The sequence below is a fragment of the Lacinutrix sp. WUR7 genome, from assembly GCF_016864015.1.
Taxonomy (GTDB): Bacteria; Bacteroidota; Bacteroidia; order Flavobacteriales; family Flavobacteriaceae; genus Oceanihabitans.
Genome location: NZ_CP045067.1, coordinates 3,147,754 through 3,162,708, shown reverse-complemented (window position 1 = coordinate 3,162,708; position 14,955 = coordinate 3,147,754). Strand labels below are relative to the sequence as shown.

Below are 14,955 nucleotides of genomic sequence, written 5' to 3'. Positions count from 1 at the left end.
AACAAAAGCAATGAGAAAGACTATTTTATTAAATAATAGACCAGTAGGAAAACCAACAATTTCCAATTTTGAATTTGTTAATGAAGACACGGAACTTACAATTTCTGAAGGAGAAATTCTTTTAGAAGCTGCTTACGTATCTGTAGATCCCTATTTAAGAGGAAGAATGAGCGATGCAAAGTCTTACGTTCCTCCTTTCGAGTTACATAAACCAGTACAATCTGGTGTTGTTGCAAAAGTAGTAGCTTCTAAAAACGAAAAATTTACAGTAGGTGATTATGTCTCTGGTATGTTAAACTGGTCTACACAGCAAGTATCTAACGGAGAAGGTTTAAATAAAATAGATGCTACCAAAGCACCATTAAGTGCATACTTAGGTGTTTTAGGAATGACAGGACTAACTGCTTATTTAGGTTTAACGCAAATTGGTAAACCTGTAGCGGGAGAAACTATTGTGGTTTCTGGAGCTGCTGGGGCTGTTGGTAGTGTTGTTGGACAAATAGCCAAAATTTTAGGACTTCATGTTATAGGAATTGCGGGAACCGATGAGAAAATTGATATGCTAAAAAATAAATTTGGCTTTGATGCAGGAATTAATTACAATACGAGTACAGATATTAATGCCGACCTTAAAAAACTCGCTCCAAATGGTGTAGATATTTATTTCGATAATGTTGGTGGACCGATTTCTGATGCTGTGTTGTTTAATATCAACCGTTTTGCAAGAATTATAATCTGTGGTGCAATTTCTGTTTATAATGAAACAGAATTACCCACAAGCCTAAGTGTACAACCATTCCTAGTTAAAAACAGTGCTTTAATGCAAGGGTTTATCGTATCTAATTATGCGGATAAATTCCCTGAAGCCATGCAACATTTAGCAGGTTGGTTAGCAGAAGGAAAATTAAAATATACCGAAACTATTGTAGAAGGTTTTGATAATATTCCAAATGCTTTTATCGATTTATTTGAAGGAAAGAACAAAGGAAAAATGATTGTTAAAATTTAGATTTAAATAATTAAAAAGAAAAGAAGATGAACAATTTTGAATTTAAAAATCCAACCAAAATTATTTTTGGAAAGGATACCATAAAAAAAGTAAAAGAAGAAATCCCTCAAGATGCCAAAGTATTATTACTTTATGGTGGAGGAAGTATTAAGAAAAACGGTATTTACGACCAAGTGAAGACTGCTTTAGCAGATGTGGATGTTACAGAGTTTGGCGGTATTCCTGCAAACCCAGAATACGCAACATTACTTAAAGCGTTACAAGTTATTAAAGACAAAAACATCACATATTTATTGGCAGTTGGTGGTGGTTCTGTTATTGATGGTACTAAATTTTTATCTGCAGCTGCAGTATACGATGGAGATACACCATGGGATATTTTAACTAAAAATATTAGAACCGAAAAAGGTATGCCTTTTGGAGTGGTTTTAACCATTCCAGCAACAGGATCTGAAATGAATTCTGGTGCTGTTATTACAAGATCAGAAACAAAGGAAAAATTAGCAATGGGCGGACCTGGTTTATTCCCTCAGTTTTCCATTTTAGATCCGGAAGTCATTACTTCTATTCCGCAACGTCAATTAGCAAATGGTTTAACCGATGCTTTTACACACGTTTTAGAACAATATTTGACTTATCCAACAGGAGCATTATTACAAGATCGTTTTGCAGAAAGCATTTTACAAACCATTATTGAAGTCGCTCCTAAGGTATTAAAAGATCCTACAGATTATCAAGCTGCCTCCAACTTTATGTGGAGTTGTACGATGGCTCTAAACGGATTAATTCAAAAAGGAGTACCCGGAGATTGGGCTGTACATGCTATCGGACATGAGTTAACTGCTCTATTTGGTATTGACCATGCACGTACCTTAGCTGTAATTGCACCTAGTCATTACAAGTTTAATTTTGAAGATAAAAAAGAAAAATTAGCACAATATGGGGAACGTGTTTGGAATATTACGAAAGGTAGTACAGACGACAAAGCTTATGCTGCAATTGAAAAAACAGTAGACTTTTTCCATGAATTAGGTATCGATACAAAGCTATCAGATTATACTAAAGATTATGAAGGAACTGCTGAGAAAATCAAACAACGCTTTATAGATCGTGGTTGGATGGGATTAGGAGAACACCAATCTTTATCTCCAGATAAAGTTGAAAAGATTGTGAAAATGGCATACTAAATTTATAACTAAACATTGTTAAAACACTAGCGGTAACGCTAACTATCGTTATAACTTATAGTTGTAATACACAAAAAGCACAACACTTTCTGAAATAATTTCAGAAGCAAAAACCGAATTAAAAAAAATAAAAGATATGAACGTATTATTTGTATTAACATCTCATGATAAATTAGGAGATACAGGAAAAAAAACAGGATTTTGGGTGGAAGAATTTGCAAGCCCATATTATACATTATTAGATAAAGGAGCAACTATTACTTTGGCAACACCAAAAGGAGGAGCTGCACCAATTGACCCAAGTAGCGATTCTCCAGATGCTGCAACAGAAGCTACAAAACGTTTTAATAACGATGCGGAAGCTAAAGCGCTTATTGCAAACACCAAGAAATTAGAAGATATAAACGCAGATGATTATGATGCTGTATTTTACCCAGGAGGTCATGGACCATTATGGGATTTAGCAAACGATGCTACTTCTATTGCTTTAATTGAAAAATTCAATACGCAGAAAAAACCTATTGCTTTTGTATGTCATGCGCCAGCTGCATTAAAAGATGTGAAAAACGAAGATGGTACACGTTTAGTAAAAGGCAAAAAAGTAACTGGATTTTCTAATACCGAAGAAACGCAAGTTGGTTTAACAGAAGTTGTGCCAATTTTAGTGGAAGATATGCTAATTGAAAATGGTGCCTTCTACTCTAACGCAGACGCTTGGCAAGCTTATGCTATTCAAGATGGAAACTTAATTACTGGACAAAACCCAGCATCTTCTGAGTTAGTAGCTGAAAAATTATTAGAAAGTTTAAAGTAATATTTTCTAATTATTATATAAAAAGGTTGTCCTAATTGGACAACCTTTTTTATTAAAAAAGCTTTTACCCACTAGATAAAAGCCTTTAAATAATTGAATTGCTATTAATCAATTATTCGTCACAAAAAATATCTTTAGAATTTATAAATTTCAGGATGTCTTCTTTGCTTATTACAGGGTTTGCACCTTCACTTCCTGCTACTAAAGCACCAACTGCACAAGCAAAATCTATAGCTTCTTGTGGATTGTCTTGATTTAGTAATTTATTTATTAATGTAGCCAAAAAGGAATCACCAGCACCAACGGTATCTACAACTTGAATAGCATAACCACTATTGTAATAGAACGTATTATTATAATACAAAATAGCGCCTTGACTACCTTTGGTTACACAAATAGATTTTGTATTTGTATGTTCTGTTATAAATTTTATGTTTTCTTCTAATATTTCTGAATTGAAGTTGTTATTTCTACTAATCTCCATAATTTCATCATCATTAAACTTAATAAAATCTGCTTGAAGCATTAAATGGTTTAAGACTTCTGTAGTATAAAAAGGAGCTCTTAAGTTTACATCGAATATTTTGTACTTCGCTAGTTTTAAAAGCGCATATAAGGTATTTTTTGAAGTGCTATTTCTTGTTACTAAGCTTCCAAAAATAAAAGCATCTGCATTTTTTGTTGCTGTTTTTGTAGCTTCTGTCAATTCAATATAATCCCAAGCTCTTGGAAATTCTATGACATAAGAAGCAGAACCTTTATCATTAAGAGTTACCTGTACGTCTCCTGTTTTAAACGTATTATCTATTTGTAGATTTTCTGTATTTAAATGGTTCTCTATTACATGAAAAACTATTTTTCTCCCATTGGCATCGTCACCAATTTTACTAATTATATAAACTTGGTTTCCTAATGATTGTAAACGTAAAGCAACATTTAGAGGAGCACCACCAATTTTTTTATGTGTGGGAAAAACATCCCATAGCACTTCTCCAAAACAAACTATATTTTTCATTTAAATTTTATTTAAAACATTACTGTTAATATCCTTTACCGATTTCTCAATCCCATTTTGAATAATGTTTTGGTATGCATTTATATATGATTTTACAAAAGTGGTATTGTTTTTAAGTTTACCAAAAATCGATTCTATTTCTAAGAAAGCTTCCGAGTTTTTTCTAGATGCAATGGCTTTTTCATTTAAAACGGTTTCCATAGCATCTTTAATAATAAGCTGCGTTCCAAATTCATTGACACCAACACTATATATAGCAAAAGCAGCGATAACAAAAGCAGCATGATCTATGGATCCTTTTCTCTCTAATTGTGTATTAATGGTAGGTAAAATAAATATTGGAATTTTAGCAGAACTCTGCGAACAGATTCTGTCAATTTGATCTTTTATATAGGTGTTACCAAACCTTTGTATTAATGAAAACTTATAGTTTTTTAAGTTAACGCCTTCGAGATCGCCTAAAGTTGGTGTTACTTCATTCCCCATATAAATCCTTAAAAATGAACTAATATCGGCATTACTAGCAGCTTCATCAATAGTAGAATACCCATATAATGCACCAAGAATCCCTAATACAGAATGTCCAGCATTTAGTAAACTTAATTTCATTTTTTCATAAGGAACAACATCTTCCACAAATTGTGCTCCAACAGTTTCCCAAGCTGGTCTTCCTGCAATAAAATCGTCTTCAATAACCCATTGTTTAAAAGGCTCACAAACTACTGGCCAAGCATCATCAATACCTGTAGTTTCTTTTAATATTTCTATATCTAATGGCGATGTAGCTGGTGTAATTCTGTCTACCATGGCATTTGGAAAAGATACATTTGCTTCTATCCATGCTACCAATTCCGGTTCGGCAACTTGCACATAGCTTAAAAGCATTTTTTTAGCAAAATGACCATTACCTTGAATATTATCACAAGATTGAATAGTACAACCTTTTAAACCGCGTTCTTTTCTAAGTTTTAAAGCTTGTGTTAAATAGCCAAAAATAGTTTTTGGAGCTTGTGGATTTTCTAAATCGTGATTAATTAACGGATTTGTAAAATCGAATTGTTTGGTAGCTTCATCATAATTATAACCACCTTCCGTAATAGTTAAGGATATGATTTTAACTTCGGAACTCGCCATTTTTTCTATCACCTTCACTGGGTTTTCCGGCGCATACAAACACTCTACAATAGAACCAATAACTCGTTTTGTTAGTGTACCATCTAATTCTTTAACAATTAGAGTATATAAACCATCTTGTTCTTTTAATGTGTTATATATTTTAGTGTCGAAATCTAATAATGCGATGCCACAAATTCCCCAATCTGTAACGGTTGGGTCGTGCAATAATTCATCAGTATAAAAAGCTTCATGCGCTCTATGAAATCCGCCAATACCAACATGTACAATACCTGTGGTCACTTTAGATCTATCGTATTTTGGGGTAGAAATTCTTTCCGAAATAGCAGAAAGATTCATATTGTTTAATTTATAATTTTTCATCTCCTTTTTTATTTACTTTCAAATCTTTGAAGCAATACTGCAAATATGATAATAGCTCCTTTTACTACTTGTTGCGGATAAGATGGTACATTTAACAGGTTTAGAATATTTCCTATTAATCCCAAAATTAGTACTCCCATTAAGGTATTTATTGCTGTACCTCTACCTCCATTTAAACTTGCTCCACCAATTACTACAGCAGCAATTGCATCTAGTTCCCAAGCCATTCCCATGTTTGGAGAACCTAAGTTTGTTCTAGATGCAACAATAATTGCGGCAGTAGCAGCTAAAGCACCAGAAATAGCGTAGACTAAAAACTTGTATTTATTTACTTTAATTCCGGATAAACGAGAAGCTTCTTCATTACTACCAATGGCGATTATTAATCTACCAAACACGTTATAACGTAACATAACCATTGCCATAATTACAATGATGAAGAACACGATGGCAATGTTAGGAACACCTAACGTGCTATTATTTGCAAAATTAGACATGAACTCTCCACCTGGCGTTTTAAATGTTATTGGAGAGCCTTTAGAGTAGATAAAACCTAAACCTCTAGCAATAGTCATTAAAGCTAATGTGGCTACAAAAGGTGCCATTTTCTGATAAGCAACGAGATATCCTGAAACGCTTCCTAAACCAAAGCCAATAATAATAGTTAATATAATGGCAACCGGTAAAATTACCGTATTTACCAAAATAGCGAAGGTTACTGCAAGTAGCGCCACCATGGAACCAACAGATAAATCGATACCACCAGTTAGAATTACGATTAGCATACCAATACTAATAATCCCTATTCCTGAGACTTGTTTTAATAAGTTGGAAAGGTTCACGGAAGTGAAAAATACATCCGAAATTAATGCGGAAAAGATAAGCAGCAAAACAAAAATAAATATAGTATTATATTTTACTAAAAACTTAAGTATTCCACCAGGACTGCTTAGTTGTTGTTTTATTGTTGAAGTCATAACGTGAGTTTTTAAAATTAGTTTAGTTGTTTTAACGGTTCTCCAATGGAGTAACGCAATATGTTTTCTTCGGAAAATTGCTCCTTTTGTAATTCGCCATAAAAGGTCCCTTTATGCATCACAAGAATACGGTCTGCGATTCCCATTATTTCTGGCATATCTGAAGATATTACAACAACACCAACACCTTTGGCGGCAACTTCATTAATCAAATTGTAAATTTCAATTTTTGCTCCTACATCCACGCCTCGCGTTGGTTCATCAATAAAAATAACTTTACTGTCAATACTTAGCCATTTTGCTAAAGCTACTTTCTGCTGATTTCCACCACTCAGATTATTAACATTTACTTCGGAGCTTGGTGCTTTAATACTTAGTTTTTCAATTAAGTCTAAAACATTTACATATTCTTTATCCACGTTTAAAAAACCAAGTCTGCTCGAAATTGGTTTAAAACTAGTAACACTTATATTTCTTCTAATCGATAAGGGTAAAAATACTCCTTCTTCTTTTCTGTCTTCCGAAACAAATCCTATTTGATGCCCAACCGCACAAACCGGTGTTTTTGTTTTTATTTCTTTTCCATTTAAGATTAAGGTTCCTGATTGCTTTTTGTCTGCTCCAAAAATAAGTTTAGCAGTTTCTGTTCTTCCACTACCTCCTAAACCTGCAATTCCAAGAACCTCTCCTGGATGTACCGTAAAGGAAACATCATGAACCAGCGTGTCTTTTGCTGTTAAATTTTTCACTTCAAATACAGGAACATCTCCAATTTTGATATCTCTTACTGGATATAAATCTTTTAGTTCACGACCAATCATTAATCGAATAACGCCATCTTTATCGGTATCTTTAACAGCCATAGTACCCGTATCTACACCATCTCTAAGAACAGTAATAGAATCGGCTATTTTAAAAATTTCATCTAAATGATGGGAGATATAAATAATAGAAACTCCTTTTTCTTTTAATTTGAAAAGATTGTTGAACAGTTTTTTAATATCGTTAGGATCAAAAACAGTTGTCGGTTCATCTAAAACTAAAACTTTGGTGTCTTCCGATAATGCTTTTGCTATTTCTACTACTTGTTTTTGAACAATACTTAAATCTCTTACTTTGGCTGAAGCATCAATTTTAAAACCTAAAGAATCTATTAATTCTTGTGCGTCTTTGGTTATTTCTTTCCAATTCATCCAGAATTTACTAGCACCTAATTTATGCAGATAAATATTTTCGGCAACGGACAAATCGTTTACTAAAGATAATTCTTGATAGACCACACTGATGCCTAAAACCTGGCCATCATGGGTATTCTTCGGATTTATTTCTTCCCCATTTAAAATTACTTTTCCAGAATCTTTTTGGTACACACCACTTAATATTTTAATCAAAGTAGATTTTCCGGCACCATTTTCACCCAACAAAGCATGAATTTCTCCTGGTTTTACTTTTAAATTCACATCTTTAAGAACCGAAACAACACCAAAACTTTTTGATATTCCAGTCATTTCAAGACGATATTCATTTTCTGAATTTTTCATATCCGTTGGGATTAGTGATTAAAACAATGCTTTAGGATTATAGTACTTTGCAGCATTTTCTTTGGTAATTAATAATGGTGCGGTAAAAGATGTTTTCTTAAAATCTCTTTTACCATTCATATATTGAATTGCATATTCTACAGCATTTTTACCAATTTGTACTGGACTATTCATCGCGGTACAACCGTAAAAATCGGTATCCATAATGTACTTAATAGCTTCTTTTTGTCCATCTGCTCCAGCAACAATTAAAATGTCGTCTGTTTTTCCTGCCTGTGCAATGGCTTTGATAGCTCCTAATACACAAACGTCCGACTCTGTAATGACTACGTTAATGTCTGGATGTGCAACTAAAATATCTTCCATCGCTTTTAAACCTCCTGCATAAGACCATTCTGTATATGCTTGTGTTTTTACATTTAAATCAATCTTACCTTGTGTACGTAATTGCTCTTCGGTAATTCCCTGCAATAAACCTTGTTTTCTAGTTCTTCCTACAGGATTTCCTGCATTACCACTTAATAGTGCAATATTCATTACTTTATTTCCCATTTTTTTGACTAACCATTCTCCAGCTAATTCGCCATTTGCAAGATTATTAGATTGAATAGTTGTTACATATTCTGCAGAAGGATCGATAGAACTATCAATAATAAAAACTGGAATACCTGCCGCTTTAGCTAGTTTTGTAACACCTACTAAAGCATCAGGATCTTTAGGATTCAATAATAAAGCATCTATTCCTTTGGTTATTAAATCTTCTACAGCTGCTATTTGTTTGTTAATATCATCTTGTCCGTCTGCGGCGTAAAATATCATTCCATTTTTTTCTGTACTAGATTGAATACTTTGCAATAATGCTTGATAATATGGTGCATTTAATGAAGGTGAACAATAACCAATTTTTTTACCTGTAAGATCTATATCACTTTGGACAATTTCTCCTGTATCCTCTCCGCTATTTACTGTTGTTTTTGTTGCATCTGTTTGTTCCACACAACTAGAGAAATTAAAAAACAATGCAATTACCAGTATTGGCAAATACATCTTCTTTAAAACGGTTTGTAAGTTTTGAGTTTTCATAATGGTTTGTATTAGTATAATTAATGTTGTGTTTAAAATAAAGTAATATCTAACTGTAAAACTGTTTTTTCCTTTTCCGGATTCCACATAACAGTCACATCCACAGGTAAGTTATAATTTTTTATTGAGATTTGCTTATTAAAAGTTGCTCCTACATTTATAATATTTCCTGCTTCTTCGGTATAAAATGTTTTGTCGGTAATAAAAGACCAAGCACCACCAGCAAAAAGAGATAAGCTAGAATCTTTATTTTTCCAAACTTTACTACTCACTTCAAAATAATGTGTCCAAGAATCAGTTAATGAACCATCCGCTTCTACTTCATAATCCCCAGAACCACCACCAACAATAGTTGCTAGATATAGTAGTGTATTTGGTGTTATATTATATCCGAAATTAACATCCACGAAATTATAACCTTGCGTTTTGTCATATCTCCAATAATGTAACTTGTCACCTCTTTCTTCTACTCCTGTATAATTATTATGCGAAACGGCTTCTATAAAGAACTTATCGGAAACACGATATTTCGTATAAATAGAAAACTCTTTATAAAGAGCACTTACATTTTCTCCTGTATTGCTAACAATATCTGCTCCTGAAAAACTTGCTCCTCCCCAAAAACCAAAAGTAAATTTCTCATTTCTAGAATTGTATTCAATGTTTGTTGCAATCACAACACCTTGATGCACTACAAATCCATGCCAAGTATGCATGTTTTTTAAATGGGCACCAATACTAAATGGTTTATAATCGTCTCCCATTTCTTCCTCTTGTGCAAAACCCAAGTTAAATGACAATACCATTAAAAAACTGAGTAGTACTAAAAGTGTATTAGACTGTTTTTTGTTTTCTGCCTTTAAAGAATTCTGCAAGAATAATTTTGATTGTCTTTTCATGGTTTTGGTTTTAAATGGTTGCTATTTTATAAACGTCACTTTTACGTTTGTTTTTCAAATGTATTATAAATTATTAAGAAAAACCTAATTTTCATGTAAAAAAATATTATATTTTACCATTTATGTGTGCTATATTAACATCATAATCAAACTTTTAGTAATCACGACACATAACAATAGTAATGTATAATTGACGTTTAATTATATTTTTTCTATATTAGTGCCATACAAAACAAAACCCGTTTTTATACAAAACTTATTTTATGGAAGCTGAAAAAATATTAAATATATCTGTGGATTGTGTCGTTTTTGGATTTGACATAAACACCAAATCTTTAAATGTTTTATTAATAAAACGTTTTTTAGAATCGGAAAACAAAAAAGAGATTTTAGTAGACGATTATGTTCTTACAGGATATCATGTATATAAAGAAGAAACTTTAGACGAAACAGCTACTAGAGTATTAAAAGAATTAACTGGTTTAACGAATCAATATAAAAAACAATTTAAAGCATTTGGTGATCCAGATCGATTGATGAATCCTAAAGATATTATTTGGATAGAAAAGGAAGCGTTTCATTTAAGAACGACAACTATAGCTTATTACTTTCTTTTAAAAACAGAAGATGTGGATTTAAATAACAGCAAAAAACAAGCAAAATGGTTTCCTGTTAATGATTTACCAGAATTAGGTTTTGATCATGAAAATATCATATTAGAAGCCTATGAAGATTTAAAAATAAAATGTTTGTCGGAACCAATCATTTTTAAATTACTTCCAGATAAGTTCACCATAAACGAGGTACAAGATGTATATCAATCTATTCTTGGAATAGAAATAGACAATAGAAATTTTAGAAGAAAATTAATAAACAAAAAATACATTATTGCACTAGACGAAAAACAAGTTGGTGTATCCAAAAAACCTGCACAACTGTATATGTTTAGCAAAGATATTTATGATAAAATGTTTCAGAAAAACTATTTAATAAGCATATAGCTTAAACCATAGTTACACGGACTTTCTTTTTCTTTAGACGCACATTATTAATGGTATCCACAATAAAGGAAGCCTTGCTTTTAGGAACAGCAACAAATGCACAATCTTGTTTTAGTTCTATGACACCAATTTCCGATTTGTCTAGATCACATTGTTTAAACAGTAAACCAGCAATATCTCCTTTTGAGATTTTATCTTTTCTTCCACCAGAAATAAATAAGGTGCACCATTTTGTAGCTAGTTCTGTTACTTTTCCTTTTGGCACTACAATATCATCCGTTTCTATAAAATCAGGCAACGTTTCTTTTTCCCAATGTAATACATAAGCAGTCCCCTCTGCATTCATACGGGCTGTTCTACCATTTCTATGGGTAAATTCTTCCGCTTTTAAAGGCAGTTGATAATGAATAATATAGTTCAATTCCGGAATATCTAATCCACGAGCAGCCAAATCTGTTGCTATTATAATTTGATGGGTTCCGTTTCTAAATTTCAATAAAGCGCGTTCTCGATCTATCTGTTCCATACCTCCTTGAAAACAGCCATGAGCAATATTATTTTCGTTTAAAAAATCGCTAACATATTGAATGGTATTTTTAAAATTACAGAAAATAATTCCTGGTTTATTACCTATATCGTGTAATAAGTCTACTAAAGTTTGCAGCTTATTCTTGTCTGGAGATTTTACTTTCTTAATTTCTAGATTCGAAATTTTTGTATCTAAATAATCAATTACTAATTCGTTTTTTAAACCAACAAAACGCGGAATTTCCATGTCTTGCGTAGCAGAAGTCAGAATTCGTTTTTTAATAGCCGGAAGACTACTAATAATCTCTTTCATTTCTTTTTCAAATCCAACTTCTAGAGATTTATCAAATTCATCTAAAACTAGAGTCTCAATATCTTCAACAGAAAATGTTTCCCGACGTAAATGATCTGCAACACGTCCTGGAGTACCCACTAGTATTGCTGGCGTATGTGCTAAATCTAATTTGTCTTTACTAAAAGGTCTTCCTCCATAAACAGCATTGGCTTTAAAACCAGAGCCCATGGTACGAATAACCTGCTCAATTTGAATGGCCAACTCCCGAGAAGGCACTAAAATTAATAGCTGTATATTTTTACAATTCTTATTTAAATCTGCTATTGTAGGTAACAAAAAGGCAACCGTTTTACCTGTTCCTGTTGGAGAAAGTAATACCGTATTTGCAGTACTTGTAATAGATAATAAGGCTTCTTCCTGCATTGGATTTAGCGCTTCTATTTTTAATTTATCTAAAATATCTTGCTGTGCTTTTATATAGTTACCCATTTTCTATTTTCTCTTTTTCTTCTTTGTAACCTCTGGTTTTTCCACAATAGTATTGTTTTCGGCTATGTAATTGGATAAAATTTTATCTACCAATTCTTCTTTGGTTAAATGATGAAAAATGGTTTTTATTTTTCCTTTAAAATCTTCAGGAATATCTCTATTTACTTTCGTTTTAAATATTTTTCTAGCCCAAAGTAATCCGTTATTCTCTTCAATACTTTTAGCATCCGCTTTTATATATGGTGAGAAAGTAATCCCTAATTCGTTTTCAAATTCTGGAATATCAGCAACTTCATCTTCTTGAATTACACTTAGAGATAATCCGGTAGCTCCTGCTCTAGCTGTTCTTCCACTTCTATGCACATACGCATCATAGGTATCTGGTAAATGATAATTTACCACAAAGGCTAAATCTTTCACATCAATACCACGAGCAGCTAAATCTGTAGCGACTAAAATATTAATATGTCCTTCTCTAAACTGTCCCATAATTCGATCTCGAATTCCTTGTGACAAACTACCATGGATGGCTCCTGATGAGAATTTATTAATTGCTAGATTTTTAGCTAATTTATTTACTGCCGCTTTAGTTTTACAGAAAATGATACCACGTTTTCCTTCGTTAGTATTTAGAAAATGCATTAAAACATTTAGTTTTTCAATAGGTTCTACAACTACGTATTGATGATCAATTCCTTGATGACCAACCGTTGTCATATCTGCTTCAATAGTAACTACTTTTTTAGAAAGGCTATTTTGCACCAATTGCTTAATCGTTCCAGGCATGGTTGCCGTAAACAATAAGGTTCTTCTGGTTTTTGGTAAGGATTTAATTATAGCATCAATACCTTCTTTATGCGCAGAAACCATTTCGTCTGCTTCATCTAAAACAAAATAAGTAATTTCCTTAACGTTTAATGCGTTTCTTTCTATTAAATCGGCTAAACGACCAGGCGTTGCAACTATTATATGTGTGTTTTCTTTTAGTTTTTCAATTTGTGGTTTTATTGGAATTCCTCCAAATAATCCTGCAATCGAAACTTGTAAAGCATCTGAATTAAAAGATTCTAAATTGTTATAAATTTGTTGCCCTAGTTCTCTTGTTGGTGCTAAAATAACTGCTTGAATATTACTCTTATTAACATCTATTAATTGTAATAAAGGCAATCCGAAAGCAGCAGTTTTCCCTGTTCCTGTTTTTGCAATTGCAACAACATCTTCTTTTTGCGTTAATATTACCGGAATTACTTTTTGTTGAATATCTGTAGGTTCCGTAATGTTTAATTCTGCTAAATTACTTTGCAGTGTATTGTTAATACCTAAGCTAGAAAACGATTGTGACATAATTTATATTTTGTGCAAAGATAGTGGAGTTTTATTGGTTTTTATGAAATACTTCGGAAGTATTATTTATTAAAACTTAATATGTAGCGCTTCGAATACATGGCTCATTGTCCAAGCTGGACCAATCATTAAAAACTGAAGATCTTTTAGGAATGAAGGTTTTTTCCCTTCATGATTATGACCAATGAATTGACCAATCCAAGCCACAACAAAAATAATCAACATGATTACCCATAGTGGCGCAATATCTAGTTGATTTATTTGCTGAATACCGATCAATACCAATGCAGAAAACAATAGCATTCCAATAAAAAGTACAAAAGATAAACGCAAATAATAGAACAATCCAAAAACGATTACTACAGTTCCAAAATGCGCATAAGGTAATAATCCGTTTGGCAACGCTTGTGTGATTGCTTCAGGAAAAGGAATACTAGCCAACAAACCAATTAAACTAAAGAAGATTAATGGTACACAAACATAATGTATAGCAATGTTCATCTTTGTTTGATGACTTTCGGCGTACTCTGTTAAAAGGGAATCTATTTTTCTCATGATATTATGTATTAGGGAGTTTTACAAATTGTCTTAATTGTTGATATTCTTCTAATCCTTTCGCTGTTAAATATGGTAGAAATAAAGACCAAAGCATTTCTATAGACGGACATTTATTTACGGTGTAGTCTTTTGTTTGTATTGCTAGTTTTTGTGATTGCCAAAAGGTACTCGTCATCCAAACGGTATAAATGGTTTTATTATAGTCTATAAATTCATTTTCTGGCTGCATTCTTCCTGTTTCGATATAATAATCGATTAGTTTTCTAGCGTCTTTAAAACGAATTAAGTTAGATGCTTCGTACTGTTTCGCAATTTTGGGATAGGTTTTAATAATGTGCACAATATCATTAAAGAAAAAAGCATATCGTTGTTGTAGATCGTCAAACTTTAGCATCATTTCTTCAAAATGAAATAAGGTGATATACGTGTTTTCCGGAAGGATATAATCCAGCGTTTCGGCATACATCTCTTTATAAATAGTAGCCAAAAGATCTGCTTTTGTTTTATAGTGATAACTTAAATTTCCCGGACTAATGTTTAAAGTATCCGCAATTTGCTTCATGGAAACATTAGATATTCCGTAGGTATTAAATAAGGAAATGGCAGTAATCTTGATTTTGTTTTTCAAAATAAATACACGTGATTAGTAATTAGAGACTAATATAGTAAATTAATTAGTAAACGTTTACTAAATGTAATAATTAAAAAAAGGTCATCT

14 protein-coding genes are annotated in these 14,955 nt (G+C 32.3%); 4 read left to right on the top strand and 10 right to left on the bottom strand.

The genetic code is table 11. From position 1 onward, the window contains the following. Nucleotides 1-10: 10 nt before the first annotated feature. The 3 genes from FG167_RS13935 to FG167_RS13925 all read left to right on the top strand — a co-directional run bounded on the left by FG167_RS13935 (nt 11) and on the right by FG167_RS13925 (nt 3,010). On the top strand, nt 11-1,009 hold the full coding sequence (locus FG167_RS13935; protein ID WP_203458843.1) for an NADP-dependent oxidoreductase: 999 nt from the start codon (nt 11-13) through the stop codon (nt 1,007-1,009). A 26-nt stretch (nt 1,010-1,035) separates the two neighbouring features. Next, complete coding sequence (locus FG167_RS13930; RefSeq protein ID WP_203458842.1) at nt 1,036-2,196, top strand: iron-containing alcohol dehydrogenase; 1,161 nt, start codon at nt 1,036-1,038, stop codon at nt 2,194-2,196. 136 nt (nt 2,197-2,332) lie between these two features. Continuing rightward, entirely contained in the window at nt 2,333-3,010 is a 678-nt protein-coding gene (locus FG167_RS13925) for a type 1 glutamine amidotransferase domain-containing protein (protein WP_203458841.1), read from the top strand. Between the two features lie 112 nt (nt 3,011-3,122). Here FG167_RS13925 and FG167_RS13920 read toward each other — a convergent pair whose 3' ends face one another. From FG167_RS13920 to FG167_RS13895, 6 genes are read right to left on the bottom strand one after another with little or no spacing between them, the layout of a single operon-like run. Continuing rightward, nucleotides 3,123-4,025: a carbohydrate kinase gene (locus tag FG167_RS13920; protein ID WP_203458840.1), complete on the bottom strand. Its 903-nt coding sequence runs from the start codon at nt 4,023-4,025 to the stop codon at nt 3,123-3,125. After that, on the bottom strand, nt 4,026-5,522 hold the full coding sequence (locus tag FG167_RS13915) for a mannitol dehydrogenase family protein (RefSeq protein WP_203458839.1): 1,497 nt from the start codon (nt 5,520-5,522) through the stop codon (nt 4,026-4,028). An 8-nt stretch (nt 5,523-5,530) separates the two neighbouring features. Further along, the gene (locus FG167_RS13910; RefSeq protein WP_203458838.1) at nt 5,531-6,499 is read right to left on the bottom strand and encodes an ABC transporter permease; all 969 of its coding nucleotides are present in this window, start codon (nt 6,497-6,499) and stop codon (nt 5,531-5,533) included. A gap of 17 nt (nt 6,500-6,516) precedes the next feature. Beyond that, a complete protein-coding gene (locus tag FG167_RS13905; RefSeq protein ID WP_203458837.1) occupies nt 6,517-8,040 on the bottom strand; it encodes a sugar ABC transporter ATP-binding protein in 1,524 nt (507 codons plus the stop codon). Between the two features lie 18 nt (nt 8,041-8,058). Beyond that, nucleotides 8,059-9,123: a substrate-binding domain-containing protein gene (locus FG167_RS13900; RefSeq protein ID WP_203458836.1), complete on the bottom strand. Its 1,065-nt coding sequence runs from the start codon at nt 9,121-9,123 to the stop codon at nt 8,059-8,061. A 32-nt stretch (nt 9,124-9,155) separates the two neighbouring features. Continuing rightward, nucleotides 9,156-10,022, bottom strand: a complete 867-nt coding sequence (locus FG167_RS13895; protein WP_203458835.1) for a hypothetical protein — start codon at nt 10,020-10,022, stop codon at nt 9,156-9,158. A 263-nt stretch (nt 10,023-10,285) separates the two neighbouring features. Between FG167_RS13895 and FG167_RS13890 the strand changes: the two genes are divergently transcribed. Then, complete coding sequence (locus tag FG167_RS13890; RefSeq protein ID WP_203458834.1) at nt 10,286-11,023, top strand: NUDIX domain-containing protein; 738 nt, start codon at nt 10,286-10,288, stop codon at nt 11,021-11,023. 1 nt (nt 11,024) lies between these two features. Here FG167_RS13890 and FG167_RS13885 read toward each other — a convergent pair whose 3' ends face one another. The 4 genes from FG167_RS13885 to FG167_RS13870 form a co-directional block, all read right to left on the bottom strand. Beyond that, the gene (locus tag FG167_RS13885; RefSeq protein WP_203458833.1) at nt 11,025-12,335 is read right to left on the bottom strand and encodes a DEAD/DEAH box helicase; all 1,311 of its coding nucleotides are present in this window, start codon (nt 12,333-12,335) and stop codon (nt 11,025-11,027) included. A 3-nt stretch (nt 12,336-12,338) separates the two neighbouring features. Continuing rightward, nucleotides 12,339-13,679 carry a DEAD/DEAH box helicase gene (locus FG167_RS13880; RefSeq protein WP_203458832.1) on the bottom strand — a complete coding sequence of 447 codons (1,341 nt, stop codon included), beginning with the start codon at nt 13,677-13,679 and terminating at the stop codon, nt 12,339-12,341. A gap of 69 nt (nt 13,680-13,748) precedes the next feature. After that, on the bottom strand, nt 13,749-14,234 hold the full coding sequence (locus tag FG167_RS13875) for a DUF962 domain-containing protein (protein WP_203458831.1): 486 nt from the start codon (nt 14,232-14,234) through the stop codon (nt 13,749-13,751). 4 nt (nt 14,235-14,238) lie between these two features. Then, nucleotides 14,239-14,865, bottom strand: coding sequence for a TetR/AcrR family transcriptional regulator (locus tag FG167_RS13870; RefSeq protein ID WP_203458830.1), 627 nt, complete (start codon nt 14,863-14,865; stop codon nt 14,239-14,241). Between the last annotated feature and the right edge of the window lie 90 nt (nt 14,866-14,955).

What these genes read in the sequence shown, in the direction of transcription:
- FG167_RS13935 (WP_203458843.1), top strand. Translation starts at nt 11, where the DNA reads ATGAGAAAGACTATTTTATTAAATAATAGACCAGTAGGAAAACCAACA.
- FG167_RS13930 (WP_203458842.1), top strand. Translation starts at nt 1,036, where the DNA reads ATGAACAATTTTGAATTTAAAAATCCAACCAAAATTATTTTTGGAAAG.
- FG167_RS13925 (WP_203458841.1), top strand. Translation starts at nt 2,333, where the DNA reads ATGAACGTATTATTTGTATTAACATCTCATGATAAATTAGGAGATACA.
- FG167_RS13920 (WP_203458840.1), bottom strand. Translation starts at nt 4,025, where the DNA reads ATGAAAAATATAGTTTGTTTTGGAGAAGTGCTATGGGATGTTTTTCCC.
- FG167_RS13915 (WP_203458839.1), bottom strand. Translation starts at nt 5,522, where the DNA reads ATGAAAAATTATAAATTAAACAATATGAATCTTTCTGCTATTTCGGAA.
- FG167_RS13910 (WP_203458838.1), bottom strand. Translation starts at nt 6,499, where the DNA reads ATGACTTCAACAATAAAACAACAACTAAGCAGTCCTGGTGGAATACTT.
- FG167_RS13905 (WP_203458837.1), bottom strand. Translation starts at nt 8,040, where the DNA reads ATGAAAAATTCAGAAAATGAATATCGTCTTGAAATGACTGGAATATCA.
- FG167_RS13900 (WP_203458836.1), bottom strand. Translation starts at nt 9,123, where the DNA reads ATGAAAACTCAAAACTTACAAACCGTTTTAAAGAAGATGTATTTGCCA.
- FG167_RS13895 (WP_203458835.1), bottom strand. Translation starts at nt 10,022, where the DNA reads ATGAAAAGACAATCAAAATTATTCTTGCAGAATTCTTTAAAGGCAGAA.
- FG167_RS13890 (WP_203458834.1), top strand. Translation starts at nt 10,286, where the DNA reads ATGGAAGCTGAAAAAATATTAAATATATCTGTGGATTGTGTCGTTTTT.
- FG167_RS13885 (WP_203458833.1), bottom strand. Translation starts at nt 12,335, where the DNA reads ATGGGTAACTATATAAAAGCACAGCAAGATATTTTAGATAAATTAAAA.
- FG167_RS13880 (WP_203458832.1), bottom strand. Translation starts at nt 13,679, where the DNA reads ATGTCACAATCGTTTTCTAGCTTAGGTATTAACAATACACTGCAAAGT.
- FG167_RS13875 (WP_203458831.1), bottom strand. Translation starts at nt 14,234, where the DNA reads ATGAGAAAAATAGATTCCCTTTTAACAGAGTACGCCGAAAGTCATCAA.